The organism is Streptomyces sp. NPDC059649, from assembly GCF_042734445.1.
Taxonomy (GTDB): Bacteria; Actinomycetota; Actinomycetes; order Streptomycetales; family Streptomycetaceae; genus Streptomyces.
In genome coordinates this window covers 82,519-104,626 of record NZ_JBHWDV010000013.1, presented here as the reverse complement: position 1 = coordinate 104,626, position 22,108 = coordinate 82,519, and the positions used below count along the sequence as shown (strand labels likewise).

The 22,108-nt window shown below is 72.2% G+C and carries 22 protein-coding genes and 1 pseudogene; 14 read left to right on the top strand and 9 right to left on the bottom strand.

Translation table 11 applies throughout. The annotated features are described in order from the left end of the window. Positions 1–8 precede the first annotated feature (8 nt). The 6 genes from ACFV1J_RS16895 to ACFV1J_RS16870 all read right to left on the bottom strand — a co-directional run bounded on the left by ACFV1J_RS16895 (position 9) and on the right by ACFV1J_RS16870 (position 10,046). A complete protein-coding gene (locus ACFV1J_RS16895) occupies positions 9–1,025 on the bottom strand; it encodes an SDR family oxidoreductase (RefSeq protein ID WP_385858733.1) in 1,017 nt (338 codons plus the stop codon). A 14-nt stretch (positions 1,026–1,039) separates the two neighbouring features. After that, on the bottom strand, positions 1,040–2,164 hold the full coding sequence (locus tag ACFV1J_RS16890; protein ID WP_385858731.1) for an enolase C-terminal domain-like protein: 1,125 nt from the start codon (positions 2,162–2,164) through the stop codon (positions 1,040–1,042). Positions 2,165–2,166: 2 nt separating this feature from the next. After that, positions 2,167–3,984, bottom strand: coding sequence for a thiamine pyrophosphate-requiring protein (locus tag ACFV1J_RS16885; RefSeq protein ID WP_385858728.1), 1,818 nt, complete (start codon positions 3,982–3,984; stop codon positions 2,167–2,169). Next, complete coding sequence (locus tag ACFV1J_RS16880) at positions 3,965–7,096, bottom strand: FAD-binding and (Fe-S)-binding domain-containing protein (protein ID WP_385858726.1); 3,132 nt, start codon at positions 7,094–7,096, stop codon at positions 3,965–3,967. Before ACFV1J_RS16880 ends, ACFV1J_RS16885 begins: the two co-directional genes overlap by 20 nt. Before the next feature lie 88 nt (positions 7,097–7,184). Next, positions 7,185–7,751 carry a hemerythrin domain-containing protein gene (locus ACFV1J_RS16875; RefSeq protein WP_385858724.1) on the bottom strand — a complete coding sequence of 189 codons (567 nt, stop codon included), beginning with the start codon at positions 7,749–7,751 and terminating at the stop codon, positions 7,185–7,187. Positions 7,752–7,943: 192 nt separating this feature from the next. Next, positions 7,944–10,046 carry a SpoIIE family protein phosphatase gene (locus ACFV1J_RS16870; RefSeq protein WP_385858722.1) on the bottom strand — a complete coding sequence of 701 codons (2,103 nt, stop codon included), beginning with the start codon at positions 10,044–10,046 and terminating at the stop codon, positions 7,944–7,946. A 386-nt stretch (positions 10,047–10,432) separates the two neighbouring features. Here ACFV1J_RS16870 and ACFV1J_RS16865 point away from each other — a divergent pair, with 386 nt between their 5' ends. The 11 genes from ACFV1J_RS16865 (at position 10,433) to ACFV1J_RS16815 (ending at position 16,722) form a co-directional block, all read left to right on the top strand. Then, entirely contained in the window at positions 10,433–11,617 is a 1,185-nt protein-coding gene (locus ACFV1J_RS16865; RefSeq protein ID WP_385858720.1) for a zinc-dependent alcohol dehydrogenase, read from the top strand. A 157-nt stretch (positions 11,618–11,774) separates the two neighbouring features. Next, the gene (locus ACFV1J_RS16860; protein WP_385858718.1) at positions 11,775–12,554 is read left to right on the top strand and encodes a VOC family protein; all 780 of its coding nucleotides are present in this window, start codon (positions 11,775–11,777) and stop codon (positions 12,552–12,554) included. Positions 12,555–12,692: 138 nt separating this feature from the next. Continuing rightward, the gene (locus tag ACFV1J_RS16855; RefSeq protein ID WP_385858716.1) at positions 12,693–13,049 is read left to right on the top strand and encodes a gas vesicle protein; all 357 of its coding nucleotides are present in this window, start codon (positions 12,693–12,695) and stop codon (positions 13,047–13,049) included. A 35-nt stretch (positions 13,050–13,084) separates the two neighbouring features. Then, positions 13,085–13,567, top strand: coding sequence for a gas vesicle structural protein GvpA (locus ACFV1J_RS16850; RefSeq protein WP_385858714.1), 483 nt, complete (start codon positions 13,085–13,087; stop codon positions 13,565–13,567). A 3-nt stretch (positions 13,568–13,570) separates the two neighbouring features. Continuing rightward, positions 13,571–14,284: a GvpL/GvpF family gas vesicle protein gene (locus ACFV1J_RS16845; RefSeq protein WP_385858712.1), complete on the top strand. Its 714-nt coding sequence runs from the start codon at positions 13,571–13,573 to the stop codon at positions 14,282–14,284. Positions 14,285–14,339: 55 nt separating this feature from the next. After that, positions 14,340–14,594, top strand: coding sequence for a gas vesicle protein GvpG (locus ACFV1J_RS16840; RefSeq protein WP_385858710.1), 255 nt, complete (start codon positions 14,340–14,342; stop codon positions 14,592–14,594). Positions 14,595–14,599: 5 nt separating this feature from the next. Continuing rightward, positions 14,600–15,010, top strand: coding sequence for a gas vesicle protein (locus ACFV1J_RS16835; RefSeq protein WP_385858709.1), 411 nt, complete (start codon positions 14,600–14,602; stop codon positions 15,008–15,010). Further along, entirely contained in the window at positions 15,007–15,795 is a 789-nt protein-coding gene (locus ACFV1J_RS16830; protein ID WP_385858707.1) for a GvpL/GvpF family gas vesicle protein, read from the top strand. The genes ACFV1J_RS16835 and ACFV1J_RS16830 overlap by 4 nt, the downstream gene beginning before the upstream one ends. Next, positions 15,792–16,163: a gas vesicle protein gene (locus tag ACFV1J_RS16825; RefSeq protein WP_385858705.1), complete on the top strand. Its 372-nt coding sequence runs from the start codon at positions 15,792–15,794 to the stop codon at positions 16,161–16,163. The genes ACFV1J_RS16830 and ACFV1J_RS16825 overlap by 4 nt, the downstream gene beginning before the upstream one ends. Next, positions 16,087–16,407 (top strand): gas vesicle protein K, encoded by a 321-nt coding sequence (locus tag ACFV1J_RS16820; protein WP_385858703.1) that lies wholly within the window; start codon positions 16,087–16,089, stop codon positions 16,405–16,407. Before ACFV1J_RS16825 ends, ACFV1J_RS16820 begins: the two co-directional genes overlap by 77 nt. Before the next feature lie 144 nt (positions 16,408–16,551). Beyond that, positions 16,552–16,722: a hydrophobic protein gene (locus ACFV1J_RS16815; protein WP_385858701.1), complete on the top strand. Its 171-nt coding sequence runs from the start codon at positions 16,552–16,554 to the stop codon at positions 16,720–16,722. A gap of 84 nt (positions 16,723–16,806) precedes the next feature. On the opposite strand, the pseudogene ACFV1J_RS16810 reads toward ACFV1J_RS16815, so the two are convergent. The 3 genes and pseudogenes from ACFV1J_RS16810 to ACFV1J_RS16800 form a co-directional block, all read right to left on the bottom strand. Beyond that, a pseudogene (locus ACFV1J_RS16810) lies at positions 16,807–17,607 on the bottom strand (SDR family oxidoreductase); the annotation flags it as partial. Positions 17,608–17,704: 97 nt separating this feature from the next. Further along, positions 17,705–18,619: an SDR family oxidoreductase gene (locus tag ACFV1J_RS16805; protein ID WP_385858699.1), complete on the bottom strand. Its 915-nt coding sequence runs from the start codon at positions 18,617–18,619 to the stop codon at positions 17,705–17,707. A 282-nt stretch (positions 18,620–18,901) separates the two neighbouring features. Beyond that, on the bottom strand, positions 18,902–19,273 hold the full coding sequence (locus ACFV1J_RS16800) for a hypothetical protein (protein WP_385858697.1): 372 nt from the start codon (positions 19,271–19,273) through the stop codon (positions 18,902–18,904). A gap of 400 nt (positions 19,274–19,673) precedes the next feature. Between ACFV1J_RS16800 and ACFV1J_RS16795 the strand changes: the two genes are divergently transcribed. From ACFV1J_RS16795 to ACFV1J_RS16785, 3 genes are read left to right on the top strand one after another with little or no spacing between them, the layout of a single operon-like run. Further along, positions 19,674–20,471 (top strand): HemK2/MTQ2 family protein methyltransferase, encoded by a 798-nt coding sequence (locus tag ACFV1J_RS16795; RefSeq protein WP_385858695.1) that lies wholly within the window; start codon positions 19,674–19,676, stop codon positions 20,469–20,471. A gap of 46 nt (positions 20,472–20,517) precedes the next feature. Next, on the top strand, positions 20,518–20,745 hold the full coding sequence (locus ACFV1J_RS16790; protein WP_385858694.1) for a CDGSH iron-sulfur domain-containing protein: 228 nt from the start codon (positions 20,518–20,520) through the stop codon (positions 20,743–20,745). Next, positions 20,742–21,980 carry an iron-containing redox enzyme family protein gene (locus ACFV1J_RS16785; RefSeq protein ID WP_385858692.1) on the top strand — a complete coding sequence of 413 codons (1,239 nt, stop codon included), beginning with the start codon at positions 20,742–20,744 and terminating at the stop codon, positions 21,978–21,980. Before ACFV1J_RS16790 ends, ACFV1J_RS16785 begins: the two co-directional genes overlap by 4 nt. Positions 21,981–22,108 lie beyond the last annotated feature (128 nt).

Sequence of the window (22,108 nt, the reverse complement as noted above, 5' to 3'; positions counted from 1 at the left end):
GCCGGCCCCTACCGCCCGGCGCGGCGCCCCCGTGACCGCAGCAGGGACAGCGCGCCGAGCGCCGCGGCGGTGACCGCGCCCGTGGTCAGGGCGGGGTGCCGGGCGAGGGCCGCCTGGGCGGAGTGCGCCTTGGCCTGGGTGTCGAAGATGCCGTGGGCACCGTGGTCGCTGCCCGCGGTGTCGTCCGCCGGCTGCCACAGGTTCACGTCCCGGGCGGTGGACGGGGCCCGGTCGGTCTGCTGGGAGTCGTAGCCGGTGCGGGCGAGATAGCGGTCGAGGAGGCCGGGGGCGATCTTCTCGGCCCAGATCGTGGCCGCGGTGGAGGCGCCGACGTAGTACTGCTTGCGGCGCGGGTGGGCCGCGGCGTGCACGACCGCGCGGGCCGCGACCTCCGGCTGGTAGATCGGCGGCACCGGGGAAGGGTGGCCGGGCAGTCGGGACAACACCCAGGAGAACTGCGGGGTGTTGACCGCGGGCATCTGGACCACGGTGATCCGGACCTTGCTGCCCCGGTGCAGCAGTTCGGTGCGCACGGCGGAGGTGAAGCCGTTGATGGCGTGCTTGGCGCCGCAGTACGCGGACTGCAGCGGTACGGACCGGTAGCCGAGCGCCGAGCCGACCTGGACGACCGTGCCGGCGTCGCGGGGGAGCATCCGGCGCAGGGCGGCCCGGGTGCCGTGCACGAAGCCGAGGTAGGTGACCTCGGTGACCCGGCGGAATTCGTCCGGCTCGATCTCGGTGAACGGCGCGAAGACCGAGGTGAAGGCGTCGTTGACCCAGATGTCGAGCGGGCCGAAGGCGTCCTCGGCGGCCTGGGCCGCGGCCTCCACCTGCGCAGGGTCGGCGACGTCGGTGGGCAGTACCAGGGCCCGGCCGCCGGCCCGTTCGACCTCCGCGGCGGCCGCTTCGAGACCGGCCCGGCCGCGGGCCACCAGCGCCACGTCGGCGCCCCGGTCGCCGAACAGCCGGGCGGTGGCGCGGCCGATGCCGGCGCTGGCTCCCGTGATGACGACGGTCTGTGCCATGTCCGTGGTCCTCCTCAGCCGGCCCGGTACGGTTCGGCGTCCGCGGTGCGCAGGGTCAGCCCGTGTCCCGGTGCTCCGTCGGCGCCGGGTGTCACGCTGCCGCCCGACGGGTCGAGGGCGCCGTCGAACAGCAGGTTCTCGATGCGGACGTGGTCGTGGAACCACTCCAGGTGGCGCAGGTTGGGGATCGACGCGGCGGCGTGCGCGTGGACGTGGGGTGCGCAGTGCGCGGAGAGCGCCAGGCCGCGGGCCTCGGCGAGCGCGGCGGCGCGCAGCCAGACCGTGAGGCCGCCGCAGCGGGTGGCGTCGGCCTGCAGGCAGTCCACCGCGCGGGCGTCCAGCATGTGCGCGAAGTACGGCAGGGCGTAGCCGTATTCGCCGGCGGTGACCTCGGCCGGCACCGCGTCCCGTACCTGCGCCAGGCCCGTCAGGTCGTCGGAGGAGACCGGCTCCTCGAACCAGGTGACGCCGTGCCGGGCGAGGTCGTCGGCGAGCCGGACGGCCTGTTTGACGGTGTAGCCGCCGTTGGCGTCGACGTACAGCTCGGTGGTGGGGCCGATGCTGGCCCGGGCCCGGGCGATGCGGTCCCGGTCGCGGCCCTCGGCCCGGCCCCAGGACTCGCCGATCTTGATCTTGACCCGGGGCAGTCCCTGCTCCTCCACCCAGGCGCGCAACTGCCGGTCCTGCGCCTGGGCGTCATAGGTGGTGAATCCGCCGCTGCCGTAGACGGGCACCTTTCTGCCGGCCGCGCCGAGCAGCCGGACGAGCGGGAGGTCGAGCAGCCGGGCCTTGAGATCCCACAGGGCGATGTCGACGGCGGAGATCGCACCGGCGATCAGGCCCGGCCGGCCGGCGTTGCGCACCGCCCGGGACATCGCCTCGTTGGCCCGGGGCACGTCCCAGACGGAGGCGCCGCGCACCGCCTGGGCCAGTACGTCACGGACGACGGCAGCCGTCTGGGGCGCGCCGTAGGTGTAACCGAGGCCGGTGGCGCCGCCGGAGCGGAGCTCCACCACGACCAGGGTGGTCTCGTGCCACTCCAGGGTGCCGTCGGCTTCGGGGGCGTCGGTGGGGACGGTGTAGGCGGCCGCCTCGACGGCGTCGACGACCGGGTCACCGTCGCCCGTTGGCTGACGCACCGTCAGTCCTTGCTGCCGGGCCGGCCGTGCCGGTGCTTGCCGCCCGGGAGCATCTCCTGGACCTTCGCCTTGAGGCCCTGTTTGACCATCGCGGCGCGGTCGCTGTCGCCCTTGAGGATGGCGGTGGCCGCGGCCTCGATCTGGTCGAGGCTGGCGTGCGGCGGGATCGGCGGGACGGCCGGGTCGGTACGGAAGTCGATGACGAACGGCCGGTCGGCGGCGAGCGCCTTGCGCCAGGCGTCCACCACCTCGCCGGGCTTCTCCACCCGGACGCCGTCCAGGCCGATGGAGCGGGCGAAGTCGGCGTAGGGCACGTCCGGGATCGCCTGCGAGGGCAGGAACTGCGGGGCGCCGGACATGGCGCGCATCTCCCAGGTCACCTGGTTGAGGTCCTGGTTGTTGAGCACGGCGACGATCAGCCGCGGGTCCTGCCACTCCGACCAGTACTTGCCGGCGGTGATCAGCTCGGCCATCCCGTTCATCTGCATCGCGCCGTCCCCGACGAGGGCGATCGCCGGCCGCTCGGGGTGGGCGAACTTCGCCCCGATGACGTACGGCACGCCGGGGCCCATGGTCGCCAGCGTCCCGGAGAGCGAGCCCCGCATCGTGCCGCGGATCCGCAGGTGGCGGGCGTACCAGTTGGCGGACGAGCCGGAATCCGCGGCGAGGATGACGTCGTCGGGCAGCAGCGCGTCGAGGGCGTGGATGACGTACTCGGGGTTGATCGGGTCGGCCTCGACGGCGGCCCGCCGCTCCATCACCTCCCACCAGCGGGCGGTGTCCTTCTCGATCTTCTTCCGCCAGTTGCCGTGCTTCTTGGTCTTCAGCTGCGGCAGCAGCCGTTGCAGCGTCGCCTTGGCGTCCCCGACGAGGTTGACCTCGAAGGGGTAGCGCATCCCGACCATGTGCGGGTCGATGTCGATCTGCACCGCCCGGGCCTGGTCCAGCTCCGGCATGAACTGGGTGTAGGGGAAGCTGGATCCGACCACCAGCAGGGTGTCGCAGTCCCGCATCAGCTCGTACGACGGGCGGGTCCCCAGCAGCCCGATGGCGCCGGTGACGTACGGCAGGTCGTCGGGCAGCGCGTCCTTGCCGAGCAGCGCCTTGGCCACCCCGGCACCGAGCACGTCGGCGAGCCGCTCCACCTCGGCGCGGGCCCCGCGGGCGCCCTGCCCGATCAGGACGGCGACCTTCTCACCGGCGTTGAGGACCTCCGCGGCGCGGGCGAGGTCGTCCTCGGTGGGCACCGGCGCGTAGGAGGCGAGACCGAGGCTGGAGGGAACCATCTTGAAGGCGTGGGTGGGCGGCGAGTAGTCCAGTTCCTGCACGTCGGCGGGGACGATCACGGCGGTCACGGTCCGCCGGCCGTAGGCGGTGCGGATGGCCCGGTCGATGGCGTTGGGCAGTTGCTCGGGGACGGTCACCATTTCGCAGAAGTCGGAGGCGACGTCCTTGTAGAGGCTCTGCAGATCGACTTCCTGCTGGTAGGAGCCGCCCATGGCGCTGCGGTTGGTCTGCCCGACGATCGCCACCACGGGGACGTGGTCGAGCTTGGCGTCGTAGAGGCCGTTGAGCAGGTGGATGGCGCCGGGACCGGAGGTCGCCGCGCAGACCCCGACGCGGCCGGAGAACTTGGCGTACCCGACGGCCTGGAAGGCGGCCATCTCCTCGTGCCGGGCCTGGATGAACCTCGGCTTGTTGTCGGCGCGTTCCCAGGCGGCGAGCAGCCCGTTGATGCCGTCGCCGGCGTAGGCGAAGACATGCTCGACGTCCCAGTCGCGCAGGCGGGCAAGGATGTGGTCAGAGACCTTGGTCGACACGGACGTTCCTCTTCTCTCGTCGGTTGAGTGCGGCGGTCACCCCGGCGGCCAAAGCCCCGAGGCCTGCCAGGGCGGCGCCGGCGGTGACCAGGTGGGCGTCCCGGGCGGGGACCCGCGGCCGGTCGGCGGCCTGTTCGGGGCGGTCGGCGGGCAGCGGACCGTCGAGGCCGAGCGCCAGTGCCTCGGCCAGGTGGAGCGCGCCCCGGCCGGTGCCGCCGTCGGCGATCTGGGTGCGGCAGCTGAAGCCGTCGGCGAGCACCGGGGCGGCGGGGTCGGCGGCGCGGACGGCGGGCAGCAGGCCCTGTTCGGCGACGGTCATGGAGACCTGATGGTGGCCGCGTTCGAAGCCGAAGTTGCCGGCCAGTCCGCAGCAGCCGACGTCCAGGACGTCCGCGTCCAGCCCGGCCCGGCGCATCAGCTCCCGGTCCGCGTCGTTCCCCAGGACAGCGTGCTGGTGGCAGTGGGTCTGCACGGTCGCCGGCCGGTCGAGCCGCGGCGGCCGCCAGTCCTCCGGGGCGTGGTGGACGAGCTGTTCGGCGAACGTGCGGAACTGCCGGGCCAGCCGCTGGACATCCTGGTCCGCGGGGAACAGCTCGGGGGCGTCGGCACGGAACACCGCGGTGCAGGACGGCTCCAGGCCGATGACCGGCGTGCCGGCCTCGATCCACGGCCGGAGCGCGTCGACGGTGCGGCGCAGCACCCGCCCGGCGGTCGTCAGCTGCCCGGTCGAGATCCACGTCAGTCCGCAGCAGACGGTCCCCGGCGGCACCGCGACCCGGAAACCGGCGTCCTCCAGGACCCGCACCGCCGCCTTGGCGACGTTCGGGTGGAGGTGGTTGCTGAAGGTGTCCGGCCACAGCAGCACCGTCCGGGCGTCCCCGGGGTCCGGCTGCGGGCGGTCGCGGGCCGCCCACCATTCGGTGAACGACTCCTCGGCGAAGGCCGGCGCGGTCCGCTCGGTGGCCACCCCGGCGGCGCGCTTTCCCAGCCGGGACAGTACGGGTGCCCGCAGCGCCGCGTTGACCAGCCGGGGCGCGCCGCGCGCCAGCTTCGCCCACAGCGGCAGCCAGCCCAGGGCGTAGTGGGCGGCCGGGCGCAGCCGGCCGGCGTAGTGGTGGGCGAGGAACTCGGCCTTGTAGGTGGCCATGTCGACGCCGGTGGGGCAGTCGGACTTGCAGCCCTTGCAGGCCAGGCAAAGATCGAGTGCGTCGCGGACCTCGGTGGACCGCCAGCCGTCGGTGATCGCCGAGTCGGCGTGCCCGTTCAGCATCTCGAACAGCAGCCGGGCCCGCCCGCGGGTGGAGTGCTCCTCCTCGCCCGTGGCCCGGTACGAGGGACACATCACCCCGCCGGCGTGGCTACGGCAGTTGCCGATGCCGACGCAGCGCATCACCCCGCGGGTGAAGGAGTGTTCATCGTCGGGGTAGCCGAAGTGGGTGCGGTGGGTCTCGGGCCGCCAGGCCGGGCCGAGCCGGAGATGGTCGTCGGCCCGGTGCGGGCGCACGACCTTGCCGGGGTTCATCCGGTCGTCCGGGTCGAAGAGCGCCTTCATCTCGCCGAAGGCGCCGGTGAGCCGTTCCCCGAACATCTTCGGGAGCAGTTCGCCGCGCGCCTGCCCGTCACCGTGCTCGCCGGAGAGCGACCCGCCGTACGAGACGACGAGGTCGGCCGCGCGGTGCAGGAAGGCCCGGAAGTCCGCCACTCCCCGGGCGCTCTTGAGGTCGAACGGGATGCGGGTGTGCACACAGCCCTGGCCGAAGTGGCCGTACAGCGACGGATGGTCGTAGTCGAACTCGGCGAACAGCGCCTTCAGATCGCGCAGATAGTCCCCGAACCTGTCCGGCGGGACCGCGGAGTCCTCCCAGCCCTCCCAGGTCTCCCGGTCGTCCGGCGGCCGCGCGGTCACCCCGAGCCCGGCCTCCCTCGCCTTGAGCATCCGCTCCTCGCGCGCCGGGTCGTCGGAGAACGCCACCGTCGGATCGCTCTCCTTGCGGCCCAGCGCCCGGAGCAGATCGTGGCACCGGGCGTCGACGTCCTCCCGGGTGTCGCCGGTGAACTGGACCAGCAGCCAGCTGTCGCCCTCCGGGAAGATCTCCAGGGAGTCGAGGTAGGCGTGCTCCTCGCGCATCAGCTGCGCCATCCGCCCGTCCAGGGCCTCCAGTTGGGTGGGGTCGGCGTGTGCCAGCAGCCGCGGTACGTCGTCGGCGGCCGCGCAGATGTCGGGGTAGCCGAGCACCACCATGGCCTCGCAGGGCGGCACCGGCACCAGGTCGAGTTCGGCGTGCAGGACGGTCACCAGGGTGCCCTCGCTGCCCACCAGCGCGCGGGCGAGGTCGAAGCCGTTCTCGGGCAGCAGCGAGTCCAGGTTGTAGCCGGACACCCGCCGCGGAATGTCGGGAAATCCCCGCCGGATGTCGCCGAGACACCGGTCGGCGAGCTCCCGCAGTCCCCGGTAGATGTCCGCCCGCCGGCCGCCTTCCGCCTGGATTTCCGCGTATTCCTCCGGTGAGGTGGGCCCCACCCACATCCGGAGGCCGTCATAGGTGAGGATCTCCAGCCGCCGCACATTGTCGACGGTCTTTCCGTACGCCTGGGCCGAGGCGCCACAGGAATTGTTGCCGATCATTCCGCCCAGCGAACAATGGCTGTGGGTGGCGGGCTTCGGGCCGAACTTCAGTTTCTCCCCGGCCAGTTGCCGGTTGAGTTCGTCCAGCACGATGCCCGGTTCGACGACGCACCGGCGGCGGGCGGCGTCCACCGATACCAGGCGGTTGCAGTATTTCGTCCAGTCGATGACCACGGCGGTGTTGGTGCACTGTCCGCCGAGGCTGGTGCCGCCGCCCCGGGAGAGCACCGGCGCACCGAATTCCGCGCACACCTCGACCGCGGCCGCCCCGGCATCGACGTGCCGCGGAACGACCACGCCGATCGGCACCTGCCGGTAGTTGGAGCCGTCCGTGGCATAGGCGCCGCGGCTGCCCGCGTCGAACCGCACCTCACCGTCGACCCGCTCGCGCAGCGCCTTTTCCAGGGCACCGGTCCGCGCGGCGGGAAAGGTCTCCGGTGAGCCGTCCGCCCGCTCGTCCGGCGTCGTTTCCGCTCGCTGGTCCATAACCACCTTCTGCCGTTTCTGCCCTGCGAAAGGCCCGGACGTCCCGCGGACGGCCGGGCCGGACGGACCCGGGGGGGGATCCGGCGGATCAGCCCGGGCCACCGCCGCGGCCGGTGAGCAGGTCCCGGGCGCGGTCCACCAGCCCGAGGCCCGGGCCGAGCAGTTTGTTCGCCGGCGGGGCGTCGGGGGCGCCGGGGTGCGGCCGGGTGGGCGCGCGCTTCTTGGCCGCCCGGACCTTCTCCCCGAGCGCTTCGAGTTCCCCGGGAAGGCACACCTCACGCAATCGGGCGAACAGTTCGCCCTCCTCGTCCCGGATGTGCGCCCGGACCTCCGTGCGGAGTTTCACGAACAACTCGTTGAACGCCCGGTCTTCCGCGTCGAGCCGTTCCAGGTCTTTCAGCAGCCCTTCCACCCGTTGGTGGTCGGTGATTTCCTTGTCGGCCAGTGCGGCGCCGTTCGGCAGCTTCTCGCGCACCGCGGGGTAGAGGTATTGCTCCTCGGCGACGGAATGCCGGACGAGTTCGATCGTCAGCCGGTCGAGCAGCCTTTTGCGTGTCGCGGCCGCCGGGACCGCCGCCTCGATCTGCTCGAACAGCACGGCCATCTCCCGATGGTCCGCGGCCAGCTCGGTGATGACATCTCCGCCGTGTCCCATGGTCGTACCTCTCGCCCATGTGCGCGCGTCCGCCCTTCGGCCACCAGAACGGGTTCCCCGGCACCGTCCCGGCTAACGCCTCGACCGGCGGGAATTGCGCCGGATGCCGCATCCGGTTCCCTTACCTCGGACGGGCACGTCCTTACCTTCGTCCTTACCTCGGACAGGCATGGAAATGCGGCGGAGGAATTCTCAGCCGCCCGCTCCGGGGCCGGGCGGTCCGGGCCGGGCGCGGGCGATGAGCAGGGCGACGTCATCGGCGTCGTCCGGGTCGCGCAGCGCCTCCAGCAGCCGGTCGCAGGTGTCCTCCAGGGACGGGTCCGGGCGGTCCAGGAGACTCAGCAGACGGTCCAGGCGCTCGTCGATCATGTCCCGGCGGGTCTCGACCAGCCCGTCGGTGTACAGCACCAGACGGTCGCCGGGGCGCAGCTCGAAGGTGGTCTCCTCGAAGGGGACGCCGCCGACGCCGAGCGGGACGCCCGTGGGCAGGTCGAGGAGTTCGGGCGGCCGGCCGGAGTGGATCAGCACCGGTGGCAGGTGCCCGGCGGCGGCGATCCGGCAGACCGCGTGGTGCGGATCGTGGACGGCGTAGACGCAGGTGGCGTACTGCTCCAGACCGGCCGTGATCCGGTCGACGTGCCGCAGCACCTCGGCCGGCGGCATGTCCAGGTCGGCCAGGGTGCCGGTGGCGGTCCGCAGCCGGCCCATCGTGGTGGCGGCCTCGGTGCCGCTGCCCATCACGTCACCGACCACGAGCGCCGTCTGGTCCCCGGCGAGCGGGATCACGTCGAACCAGTCGCCGCCGACCTCGTTCGTGGTGCCGGCCGGCCGGTAGCGGGTGGCGATCTCCAGCCCGGCCCGCTGCGGCGGACGGTCCGGGAGCAGGCTGCGCTGGAGCGTGACGGCGGTGTTCCGCAGGCTCTGGTAGAGCCGGGCGTTGTCCATGCTCACGGCGGCCCGGTCGGCCAGTTCGGCGGCCAGGGTCTGGTCGTCCTCGTCGAACGGGACGGGGTTGCGGGCGCGGGTGAGGCCCAGCGCGCCGAGCACCTCGCCGCGGGCGATCAGCGGGGTCGCGAGGTAGCTGTGGATGCCGGCCCGGGCCAGGATCGCGGCGGCCTCCGGATCACGGGCGATCCGGGCCAGGGACCGCTCGTCGACGTGGCGGACGAGGATGGCGCGGCCGGTGCGTACGCACTGGGTGACCAGCCGGTCGGCGCCGTAGCTGGCGAGGTGCCCGGGCGGGTCGGCGGCGCCGGCCGCCTCGGTGGGGTAGGCGGTGTGCACCGCGAGCGCCCGGAAGACGGCCGGGTGGGTGCCGGTGCTGGTGCCGGCGGGGCGGCGGTCGTCCAGGAAGGAGTCGAGGATGTCCACGGTGGCCACGTCGGCGAGCTCGGGCACGGTGACCTCGGCCAGCTCATGGGCGGTCCGTTCCACCTCCAGCGTGGTGCCGATCCGCGCCGAACCGTCCGCGATCATGGCCAGCCGGCGCCGGGCGCGGGACGCCTCCCCGGCCGCGCGGTGCCGGTCGGTGACGTCCACGATCACCCCGGCCACCCCGAGCACCCGCCCGCCGGGATCCTCCAGCCGGTAGAACGAGACCGACCAGGCGTGCTCGTTCTCGGGGTCGGCGAGGGTGCGCCCCACGACGTACTCGTCGACCAGCGGCTGCCCGGTCTCCAGCACCCGCCGGAGCGCGGTCTCCAGGGCCTCGGTGTGGATGAACGGCAGCACCTCCTGGACCGACCGGCCGAGGTGTTCCCGGGCGGAGACCCCGTCGATCCGTTCCAGCGCGGGATTGACGGCCAGGTACCGCAGATCGGTGTCGAGGACGCCGAGCCCGATCGGGGACTGCGAGACCAGCCGGGTGGACAGTGCCACATCGCGTTCGACCTTGCTCAGGGTGGCCTCGTCGGTGGCGATGCCCAGGGCGTAGTAGTCCCCCCGGTCGTCCAGCAGCCGGACGTTGCGGAACTCCACCAGCCGGGTGCTGCCGTCCTTGTGCCGGACGGGAAAGGCCCCGGCCCAGCTCTGGCCGGTCGCCATGACCTCGGTGAACAGCCTGACCACCAGGTCCAGCTGGCGCTCGTGGACCAGCAGCCGCCCGGCGTACTGTCCCAGCGCCTCCTGCGCGGAGTAGCCGAAGAGCGTTTCGGCCTGCGGGCTCCACAGCACGATCCGGCCTTCGGCGTCGAGGACCACCGCGGCGACGCCGAGCAGGTCCAGCAGTCCGCTGCGTTGCGGCACTCCGCCGAGGGGCCAGTCACCCGCCGCGCCGACGGGGTCGGCTGTGGACATCCCGGCCCTCCCTCCGCCTGCCGATCGCCGCCCCTCCCATGGTCCCCCGGACCGCCCGCGGACGCGCAGCCGCGACGACCGGCGGTGGCGGGCCTCGGACCGTGGTCACCGGGCACACTCGGTCACGGCCGCCGCCCGGTGTGCGCCGCCGGGAGTGCTCCGTTCGGGCGTTTGCGCGATCGGGAGGCCGGCCTGAGACTGGGCTGAGCGGCCGGCTCCGCCGAGCGGCGCGCACCTGCCGCCTGCGCAGGTGGATCCGCCGATGGCGTCGCGGAAGCCGACGTCATCCCGGAGCGTCCGGAAACCGGCGTGATGACCCGTCAGACGAATCGGTCGTGCCGAAACGAACCCGTTCCTGCCGACCGGTTACGGCGAAGGAGGACAGGGTGCGGGCACTGACGTGGCACGGCAAGCGGGACGTACGCATCGACACCGTCCCCGATCCGAAGATCATCGATCCGACGGACGTCCTGGTCAAGATCACATCCACCGGCATCTGCGGTTCCGACCTCCACCTCTACGAGGTGCTGGGGCCCTATCTGACGCCTGGCGACATCCTCGGCCACGAGCCGATGGGCCTGGTCGAGGAGGTGGGGCCCGAGGTGACCGCGCTCGCCCCCGGCGACCGGGTGGTGGTCCCCTTCAACGTCTCGTGCGGCTCCTGCTGGATGTGCGACCGGGGCCTGCACTCACAGTGCGAGACCACCCAGGTCAGGGAACACGGCATGGGTGGCTCGCTGTTCGGCTACACCAAGCTCTACGGCCAGGTGCCGGGCGGTCAGGCGGAATACCTGCGGGTGCCCTTCGGCAACACCCTGCCCGTCAAGGTCCCGCACGGCCCCCCGGACGAACGGTTCGTCTACCTCTCCGACGTCCTGCCCACCGCCTGGCAGGCGGTCGCCTACGCGGACCCGCCACCGGACGCCCATGTCGTGGTCCTCGGCCTCGGCCCGATCGGCGAGATGGCCGCCCGGATCGCCCTGCACCGCGGGGCCCGGCAGGTGATCGGCGTGGACCTGGTGCCCGAGCGGCTGGCCCGCGCCCGGGACCGCGGCGTGCACACCCTCGACGTCGACGAGCTCGGCGGGGACCTGGGTGACGAGGTCCGCCGGCTCACCGACGGCCGCGGCGCGGACGTGGTCATCGAGGCCGTCGGCATGGAGGCCCACGGGGCGCCCGTGGTGAAGGCCACGCAACAAATGATCGGGATGCTCCCGGACCGGCTCGCGGAGAAGCTGATGGCGCGCGCCGGGGTGGACCGGATGGCGGCCTTCAACGCCGCCGTGGACGTGGTCCGCCGGGGCGGCACGATCTCCGTGGTCGGGGTCTACGGCGGCGCGCTGGACCCGCTGCCGCTGCTCACCCTGTTCGACAAGCAGGTGCAGCTGCGGATGGGGCAGGCCAACGTGCGGCGCTGGGTGGACGACATCCTGCCGCTGCTCAACGACGAGGACCCGCTCGGCGTCGAGGGCTTTGCCACCCACAAGCTGCCGCTGGAGGACGGGCCGCAGGCGTACAAGACCTTCCAGGCCAAGGAAGACGGCATGATCAAGACACTGTTGCAGCCGTGACCGGCCGGCCGGCGGCCGCCGTGACCCGGCCGGCCGCCGGCACCCCGCACCGGGCCGTCACCCCCCCGGGCGCCGCAGTCACCCGAGCCGTAGAAGGATGCGGACGCGAAGTCCTGGCAGAGTGGACGGTGGCACCCGTTCCAGGAGGCGCATCGCCATGCCGGTCACATCGTCCGCCGTCGCCGTACGCGGCACCCCGTGCTGGGTGAGCCTGACCACCCACGACCTCCGGCGTGCCCAGGACTTCTACTCCCAGGTCCTGGGCTGGACCTTCCGGCCCGGCGGGCTGGGCGAGGAGTTCACCGTGGCGCTGACCGACGGACGGCCGATCGCGGGGATCGGCGCGCTCGCCGCGGACTGGCAGGTGTCGGTGGCCTGGACCCCGTACTTCGCGGTCGCGAGTGCGAACGACGCCGCGGGACGGATCCGCGAGCGCGGCGCCACCATCGCGGTGGGCCCGCTGCGGCTCGGCGCCGGCCGGGTGGCGCTCGCCGCGGACCGGGACGGCGCGATCTTCGGCGTCTGGGAGGGCCACACCCCCGCCTGGGCCATCGGCCGCGGCAGCGCCCCCGTCTACCTGGACCTGCGGACCCGCGACGCCTTCGACGCCACGATCTTCTATGCCGAGGTGCTCGACTGGGCCTCGGAGGAGCCCGGCGGCCTCGAGGTCGCCTACGAGCACGGTGAGGTGCTGGTGCGGGACGGCAGCCAGGTGGTGGCCACGGTGCGCGGCGGCGTCATGGAGGCCGCCCCCGACCCGCACATCCGGCCCCGCTGGCACGTCCAGTTCCCCGTCGAGGACGTCGAGAAGGTCGCCGCGGCCGCCGTCGCCGCGGGCGGCCAGGCCACCCATCTGACCCCGCCGGCCGACCCCGCCCTCGCCCAGGCCCTGATCCGCGACCCGGACGGCGGCCTTTTCACCGTCACCCCGGCCTGACTCCCCGCGAACTTTCCTGCTCGCGCATACGTCCGGCATTCGCGGGCACCCGCCTTTTCATCGCCACAGAACGGCCAACCGTCGTTCGACGCAATCACCTTCGGCAGATGACCTCTACGACGCACGACAGGCGGGATCATGGCGACCGAGGAAAGCACCATGGAAAAGGCGGAAGCGGGCGCGGCACACGAGGAAAGCCTCGCGCCGACCGAAAAGGAAACGGCGAGCGGCGGACCCGACCGGATCGCCGCCCCCGCGGCAATGCGCCTCGCCGCCGGACAACTTGCCGAGATGCTCAACTGCGCACCCGGCTCGGTGTCCGCGCTGAAGGCCGCAGGTGACGGCTGGCTGGCGGACGTGGAAGTGGTGGAACTCGAAAGGGTCCCGGACACCGCGAGCGTGATGGCGTCCTACCGCGTCCGCCTCGACGAGCAGGGCCAGCTCATGGAATACGCGCGCATGCGCCGCTACGGGCGGGGCCAGATCGACCGTTAGGGCCGCGGCCCCGCACCCGCAATTCCCCCACGGCCATGGCCCGCTCCAGTCAACTGGAAGGGACACACAAGACCGTGACTGCCATTCAGCAACAGACCCAGACAACACCGGCCGGCGGCAGCGGCTCGGGCACGCTGTACGACGTCCTGGAGCTCATTCTCGACCGCGGGCTGGTCATCGATGCCTTTGTGCGGGTCTCCCTCGTCGGCATCGAAATACTCAAGATCGACGTACGTGTCGTGGTCGCGAGCGTGGACACCTATCTGCGGTTCGCGGAGGCGTGCAACAGGCTGGATCTCGAATCCGGCCGCAAGGCGCCCGAACAGCTCACCGATCTCGTCGGCGAGGCCACCGAGAGCGGTGCCAAGGGAAAGTCGAAAGGCGCGCTGGCGGGGGCCGTCGAGGCGGTCGGCGAATCCCTCCGCAAGGGCCACGAGGAATCCGAGGAAACCGAGAAGCGCCCGGCGCGCAAGACGTCGTCGACCGCCGGCCGCCGCACCGCCCGCAGGGAGGAGTGAGCCATGACGACATACGTCTACGCCATCACCGGCGCCGGTCATCCGCTGCGGCTGTCCGGCGTCGGCGGGGTCGGCAACCCCGCGGCGCCGCTGCGCACCGTGCGGACCCGGGACCTGTGCGCGGTGGTCAGCGACGCCCCGGCGGAGCTGCGCGCCAAGCGCCGGGACGTGGCGGCCCACCAGGACGTCCAGGAACGCCTGCTGGCCGACGGCAGCTGTCTGCCGATGCGCTTCGGGCTGGTCGGTCCGGACGACGAGCAGGTCGCCGCCGTACTGGAGGAGCAGCACGACACCTACACCCAGCGGCTCGGGGAGCTGGCCGGGTGCCGGGAGTACCACCTCAAGGTGACGCGCGACGAGGAGGACCTGCTGCGGGAGATCCTGCAGGAGTCCCCCGAGGTGCGCCGGCTCAACGACCGGACCCGGCACGACTCCGGGGCGTACGACGACAAACTGGCGCTCGGCGAGCTGATCTCGCAAGAGGTCCGGGCCCGCCAGGAACGCGCGCGCACGGACATCCTGACCCGGCTCGCACCGGCCGCGGTGCGCATCGAGGACGGAGAACCCACCAAGAGCCACTTCCTCACCACCTCGTTCCTGGTGGCGCGGGAGAAGGCCCCCGTCTTCTCCCAGGCGGTGCACACCGAGGCGCAACGGCGCGGCGACCGGTACACCTTCCGGCTCTACGGCCCGCTGCCGCCGTACAGCTTCGTCTGACCGCACCCCCGGGCCGCGCCCCGGCACCGGGAGGCCGACCGGGAGGGAGGTCCGGATGGGGCTGCTCACCCACCTGCTGACCCTGCCGATCGCCCCGCTCCGGGGCACGGTCTGGGTCCTCGACCAGGTACTGCTCACCGCGGAGCACGAGTTCTACGACCCCGAGCCGGTCCTTGAGCAACTCGCCGAACTGGAACGGGAGTTGGTGGACGGCCGGATCGGGCCCGAGGAGTTCGACGCCCGCGAGGACGAACTGCTGGACCGGCTGGAGTGGCTCCAGGCCCGCCGGCCGCAACCACGAGGAGGCTGAACCGCATGTCCGACCCGCTGACCGGGCCGAGGGGACCCGCCGCGCCCATGAGGGGCTCACCCGCGCCGTCCCCGTACGGCCGGCCGGGGGCCGGGCCCGGCTCCTCCGCCAATCTCGCCGACATCCTGGAACGCGTCCTCGACAAGGGCGTGGTCATCGCCGGCGACATCCAGATCAATCTGCTCGACATCGAGCTGCTGACCATCAAGCTCCGGTTGCTCGTCGCCTCCGTCGACAAGGCCAAGGAGATGGGCATCGACTGGTGGGAGCACGATCCCTCGCTCTCCTCCCGGGCCCATGCGCCCGCGGCCCGGCCCCTGTCCACCGGGGACCAACGGCCGGCGGTCGCAGGGGAAACGGAAGACGGACGAGAAGCCGGCCGGCAGCAGCAACCGCGAAGGGAGGAGAACCGGTGAACGGGCCGTGGCACAGCTACGTCTACGCGGTCGGACGGGCCGGCGGCGACCTCGACGCGGTGGCCGCCGAGCTGCCCGGACTCCGCGCCGAACCCCTGCGGACCGTCACCGGGTCCGGCCTCACCGCCCTGGTGTCCTCCGTCCCGGCCGACGACTTCGGCACGGACGGACTCACCGAGCGGATGGCGGACCTGGCGGAACTGGAGGCACTGGCCCGCACCCACCACGAGGTCGTCGAGGCGGCCCACGCCCGGACGACGGTGTTGCCGATGCGGCTGGCGACGGTGTACCTCGACGACACCCGGGTACACGCAATGTTGTCCGAACGTGCCCCGGAATTCAACGAGTTGCTGTGCTGGCTCGACGGCCACGCGGAGCTCGGGGTGAAGGTGTACGCGGACCCGGTGAGCGCACAGGTCGAAGCCGCCCCCGCCGCGCCGTCGGCCGGCTCGGGCCGCGCCTACCTGCGCCAGCGCCGGGACCAGCGGCGCCGGCGGGACGACGCGTACCGCGCGGCGGGCACGGTGGCCGGCGTGGTCCGGGACACGGTGGCCCCGCTCACGCGGGGGGTGGTCGCCCACCGCCCCCAGCAGGGCGAACTGGCCTCCGGCCCGGGCGAGAACGTCGCCAACGAGGCGTATCTCGTCCCCCGGACCCGCGTGCGGGAGTTCCACCAGGCGCTGGCCGGTCTGAGCGAGAGCGACGCCGGCGTACGGGTCGAGATCACCGGCCCGTGGGCGCCGTACTCCTTCGCGGCCCCGCCGGCGGAAGGCGGCACGGCATGACGGACGGTGCGGTCGCGGCACCGACCGGAGGCCCGTCCGGACCGGACGGGCCCGCCGGAGTCGCCGGTCCGCAGATCGCCCTGATCGATCTCCTCGACCGGCTCCTCAACGGCGGCGCGGTCCTCACCGGCGACCTGGTGCTGTCCATCGCCGACGTGGACCTGGTCCGGATCAGCCTCCGCGCCGTCATCCACTCGATCGCTCAACAGGAGGCATTCCCTTGGCAGGAGGCATCCCTTCAGGAGGCATCCACCCACCAGGAGGCATCCATCCACCAGGAGGCATCCCCTTATGAGGCAGGACCCCACCGGGCCGACGGCGCCCGCGACCCTCGCCCAGCGGCTGGAGAGCGACCCGGAGACGGTTGAACGCGATCTGATCAAGCTCGTGCTGACGATCGTCGAGCTGCTGCGGCAACTCATGGAACGCACCGCGCTGCACCGCACGGACCAGGGAGATCTGACGGAGGATCAGGAAGAGCGGGTCGGGATGACGCTGATGATCCTCCACGACCGGATGTCGGAACTGTGTGACCGCTACGGCCTCACGATGGACGACCTCAACCTCGACCTCGGGCCCCTCGGTTCACTGCTTCCGCAGAACTCACCCTGAGCGGCCGGGCCTTCAACAGATCTCTTCACGCCCCACCAATGACAGATGTCCAGCCTCACCAGCGACAGATGTCCACCATCCCACGACAGACGTGACCCACCCCCAACCACAGACATCTCATCTCGTCCCTGACAGGAGGAACTCATGGCACCCCTGCTACTCGTCCTGCTCCTCGCGCTGCTGCTGTTCGGCGCCGGCTTCGCCCTCAAGGCGCTGTGGATCGCCGCCATCGTCGTGCTGGTCTTCTGGCTGCTCGGCTTCCTGATGCGGTCGACCGGCGCCGGCGGCGGCCGCGCCCGCTGGTACCGCTGGTAGCCGCCCGGCCGCGGCCGTCCGGGCCAGATCGTCCGCCCGCCCTCCGGCCCCGATCAGACCGGTGGCCGTCACGTCGCCGCGGGCCGCGATCTCCGGCACCTGGCCCCGGAACAGACGGGTGACGGCGGCCGGAAGCCCGGCCCGGGCGAGCTGCGCGGCGCGCAGCCAGGGCTGGGCGTAGACGGCCGGCGCCCGCCGCTCCATTCCGCGCACGATCCGGTCGGCGACCGCCTGCGGCGAATAGATCCGCCCGGCCGGCCACGGCAACCGCAGCCGCAGCTCCCGCAGCACCGCGGCGTCGATCATGTCGGTCTCCGCCCAGCTCAAATAGGCGACACCGACGTCGACGCCGCGGTGCGCCAGTTCTGTCCGCATGGCGTGGGCGAACGCCTCGACGCCCGACTTGGAGGCGCAGTACGCCGACATCATGGGCGCCGCGGTGATGCTCGCCAGGGAGCCCATCTGCAGGAAGTAGCCGCGGGTGGTGAACAGTCCGGGCAGAAAGGCCCGCAGGGTGAGCGAACTGCCGATGAGATTGACCTCGATGACCCGGCGCCAGACGGCGGGGTCGGACTCCAGGAAGGGACCGCCGGCCGCCACCCCCGCGTTGGCGACCACTACGGAGGGCGGCCCGAGACTCCGCTCCACCCCGTCGGCGACGGCGGCCAGCGCGGCCTCATCGGTGACATCGGCAAACCAGTATTGGGCCCGGCCCGGGAGCGCCCCGGCGAGCCGCTCCAGTCCGTCCTCCTCCAGCCCGACCAGCGCCACCGTCGCCCCGCGGCGAACGAGCGTCCGGGTCAGACACTCCCCCAGCCCACGGGCGGCCCCCGTCACGACCACGATGCGTCCCGCGAGCGACTGCCACCGACCGCGACCGGTCATCTCAGGTCACCCCTCTCACGTCACCCCACTGCCTCGGCACACTCCCTCGTCTCACTGCGCCCCACGGATCACGCTTCCTCATCACGCTGCACGAACGTCAGGGCAGGGGTGTCCCACCGGTGGCATTGACGATCTCGGCGGTGATGTAACTCGCCTGCGGGGAGGCGAGAAAGACATAAGCGGGGGCCATTTCCGCGGGCTGTGCCGGGCGGCCCAGCGGGGCCTGTTTACCGAATGTGGTGGTGTCCGGGAGGGTCGCCGGAATCAGCGGGGTCCAGACCGGCCCGGGGGCGACCGCATTGACCCGGATTCCGTCGGACGCGAGCATCTGCGCCAGGCCCTGGGTGAACGTGACGATGGCCCCCTTCGTCGTCGCGTAGTCGAGAAGATGCGGACTGGGCTTGTAGGCCTGTACGGACGTGGAATTGATGATGACCCCGCCCTTGGGAATGTGCGGCAGCGCCATCTTGCACAGCCAGAACATGGCGTACAGGTTGGTCCGCATCACCCGGTCGAACTGCTCCGTGGTGATGGCCTGGATTCCGTCCGGCTGCGACATCTGGTAGGCCGCGTTGTTCACCAGGATGTCGATGCGACCGAACTCCTTCACCGCGCGTGCGACGAGCAGCCGGCACTGTTCCTCCTCACGGATGTCACAGGCCAGCGCCACGGCGGTACGGCCCGCGTCCGTGACGAGCCGGGCGGTCTCCTCGGCCTCCTTTTCCTCCTCGGGGAGGAAGGTGAACAGCACGTCCGCCCCCTCACGGGCGAAGGCCAGCGCGACGGCGCGCCCGATCCCGGAATCGCCGCCCGTCAACAACGCCTTGTGCCCGTCCAGGAGTCCACTTCCCCGATACGATTCCTCACCGTGATCGGGAGGCGGATCCATCGGCCCGGTCCACCCGGGATGCTCCTGATCCTGCTCCGGGAATTCCGGCCGCGGATATGTGGTGACCGGGTTCTCGGCATTCGCAGGCCCTTCGTTCCCCGGGGCTGCTTTTCCCTCCGCCATTTCGAGACCTCCTGAGGCGCGCGCGGACGGGTGGGCCGCGTACCGAAGCCGCGGCCGGGTACAGAAGCACAGAAGCGGGTGCCCGGCAGACCCGATTTCTCACGGCCCTCACGATCCAGACACGTGATCCAGACGCGTGAGCCCCGGCCCGCAGCAGCCTCACTTCACGTCCATACGGCACTACGGCATTGCTGCGTTACGGCATGCCGCGTCACGGCATTGCCGTGTTACGGCATCACCGCACTGCGGCCCCGGGTTTCGGGGCTTCCGGGCTTCCGGGCTTCAGGGATTCTGCGGGTCGACGCCGGTGTGGGCGTCGGCGTCCCGGCCACCGCTGGGCCGCCGCGCGGGCCCCTTGGGCTCCTTGCGGTGCATACCCTTCTCGTCGGTCCGCGCGGCCCGGCGCTCACCCGGCTCGGATTCGCTCTTGACCTCGCTCGCCGGAGGCACCTTCTCCTGTCCGGTGTCCTCGGTCTCCTTGCTACGGTCCCGCTTCGGCGCGTAACGCTCAGGGTGGAACGAGCGGTGCGCACTCTCGTCGGCGTGCTGCTCGGACTGGTCGATGTCCGGTGACCAGCCGTGCTGCTCGGTGCCTTTGTGCATGCTGTGGCCCTCGCCCATCTTCGGGTGCGAGGACTTCCGGTGCTTGGCCACTTCCACTCCTCGTGTCAGGCGTCTGCGCGAGCGGCGCTCGCCCGCCCCTCTCTCCAGGCTGAGGGCCATCCGGACCGTCCGCACCTCAGCCCGCACCGCATCCCCCATCGCAGCCCGCATCGCAGCCCGCACCAGAGGTCGGTGCCCTCCCCCGGTGGTCGCCTCACCGGATTGCCGCAACGCTGGAACCGAAGCTGCGGAGGTCGCGGAAGCTGGACGGCCGTGGGAACAGCGGGCTCCGTGGCAGCCGGAGCGACCATGGGAGCCAGGGGCCGACCATGGAAGCCGTGGATGCCACGGATGCCGTGGATGCCGTGGATGCCGTACAGGCCGTGCATGGCCACGGGAGCCACGGGTAGCCGTTGCAGCCCGCACCAGGCCGGGAAAGGAGGTGCGGAGGATGACCCCCGATACCGCCGCGCCCGTTCGGCCGCGTCCCCTGATGGCCCTCCCCGGTGTGTACACACCCCAGGACGACACCCGGCTTCTGCTGCGCGCCCTCTACCGGGAAGGCATCGGCCCGGGTACCGATCTGCTGGACCTGGGTACCGGCAGCGGGGCCCTGGCGCTGGGTGCCGCCCGCCGCGGGGCCCGCGTCACGGCCGTGGACATCGCCTGGCAGGCGGTGCTGACCACCTGGCTCAACGCCCGGCTCGCCGGACTGCGCGTTACGGTCCGGCACGGCGATCTGGCCACCGCCGTCCGCGGCCGCACCTTCGACCTGCTCGTGAGCAATCCGCCGTACGTACCCACACCCGGCCTCGGCCCGCCCCGGGGAGCGGCGCGGGCCTGGGACGCCGGCCGCGACGGGCGGCTGCTCATCGACCGGATCTGCGACCTCGCCCCGGCCGCGCTGCGCCCAGGCGGGGTGCTGCTGATGGTCCACTCCGGTCTGTGCGGCGCCGGGGACACCCTGTCGCGACTGTGCCGGTCCGGGCTGCGGGCCGAGGTCAGCGAGCGTGCCCACATCCCGTTCGGCCCGGTCCTGCGCTCCCGCCTTGCGTGGTTGCGCAGCAACGGCCTGCTCGACGTGACGGGGGATGGCCCGCACGGCACAGGGGCGAGAGGTGACCTGCACGGCGCAGGGGCGGGGCATGGCCCGCGCGGCACAGGGGCAGGGGAGGATGCCCCGCACGGCACAGGGGACAGCTCGCATTTCACAGAGGAACTGGTGATCATCCGTGCCGAACGTCCCTGAGCGCCCGCGCCCACGTCGCCGTATCACCGTCGTCCGGGACGGTCCGATGCTGGTGGAAGGCCCGGTGGAAGTGGTCTGCGACGACGGTTCCGTTGCTGTCTCCGACCGGTTCGTCGTCGCCCTCTGCACCTGCCGGCGCAGCCACTGCTACCCCTGGTGCGACACCAGCCACCGCCGCCGCGCCCGCCCCACACCCGAACCGGGCGCCCCTTCCGAACCGGGCGCCACCCCCGAACCGGGCCCCACGCCCGAACCGGAAGGGGACGCACCATGAAGACGGCACCATCCCTCACCACGTCATCCGTTACCGCCTCCGGCACGTCCCCCGCCCCGCCGCCCCGCCCGCGCTGCGCGCCACCGCTGCCCCGCCCCCAAGGCAAGCTCTCCGCCGCAGTCCTCTCCGCACTCCCCTCGCCTCCGGCACCCGCACCCCCAGCCGCCCCCACACCCACACCCCCACCCCCCTCATCGCTCTCGTCCCCGCGGCCCCCAGGAACCGATCCCCTGCTCACCACCACGGAGACGGAGATCCAGCACGCCGACCCGTACGGAGCCGATCTCCAGCTCGCCCTGTACGTCCTCTACGAGCTCCACTACCAGGGCTTCGACGGCGTGGACGACGACCGCGAATGGGATCCCGCGCTGCTTGCGGTGCGGCGCGCACTGGAGGAGGTGTTCCTCCGCGCGCTACGGGCGGACGTCCCGGCCGTCGGTGCGGCGGAAGCGCTGTACGGGCTGCTGGTCGAACCGGTCGCCGACGACGGCACCAGCGTGAGCCATCACCTGCGCCGCGAGGGCCGGCTCTGGCAACTACGGGAGTACGCCGCCCTGCGCTCGCTCTACCACCTCAAGGAGGCCGACCCGCACGCCTGGGTCATCCCCCGGTTGCGCGGTCGGGCGAAGGCCGGAATGGTCGCCGTGGAATTCGACGAATTCGGCGCCGGTCGCGCCGAGGACATCCACGCCCAGCTGTTCGCCGACCTGATGGCGGACCTCGGTCTGGCGACCGCCTACGGGCACTACCTCGACCTGGCCCCCGCCGAAGCGCTGGCCACGGTCAACCTGATGTCCCTGTTCGGTCTGCACCGGTCGCTGCGCGGAGCGCTGGTCGGTCACTTCGCCACCGTCGAGGTGACCTCCTCCCCCGCCGCGCGGCGCCTCGCGGACGCCATGCGCCGCACCGGTGCCGGCCCGGCGGCGGAGCGGTTCTACGACGAACACGTCGAGGCCGACGCGGTGCACGAGCAGGTGGTGCGCCGCGAGGTCATCGAGGGCCTACTGACCGACGAACCGGCCCTCGAACCCGATGTGGGCTTCGGCATCGGCGCCACCGTCCACCTGGAGGACCGGCTCGCCGCCCACCTCCTCGACGCCTGGCACCACGACCGCACCGCCCTGCGCACCCCCCTCCCCCCAGCCGAAGGAAGTCAGGACTCATCCCCCAGCCGCACGACGCCGTCCCCGACCCGCAGGAAGTCGCCCCCTGGCCACGAGAAGTCGTCCCCATAACCGCGAGAAGTCTTCCCCTAAGTCCCCTAACCGCAAGAGCCGATAGCCGATAGCCGATTGGCGCGAGAGCCGATAGCCCGAGAGCCGAAAGACAACCGCCGCAAACCCCGCCTGCATCCGTTGAGCCA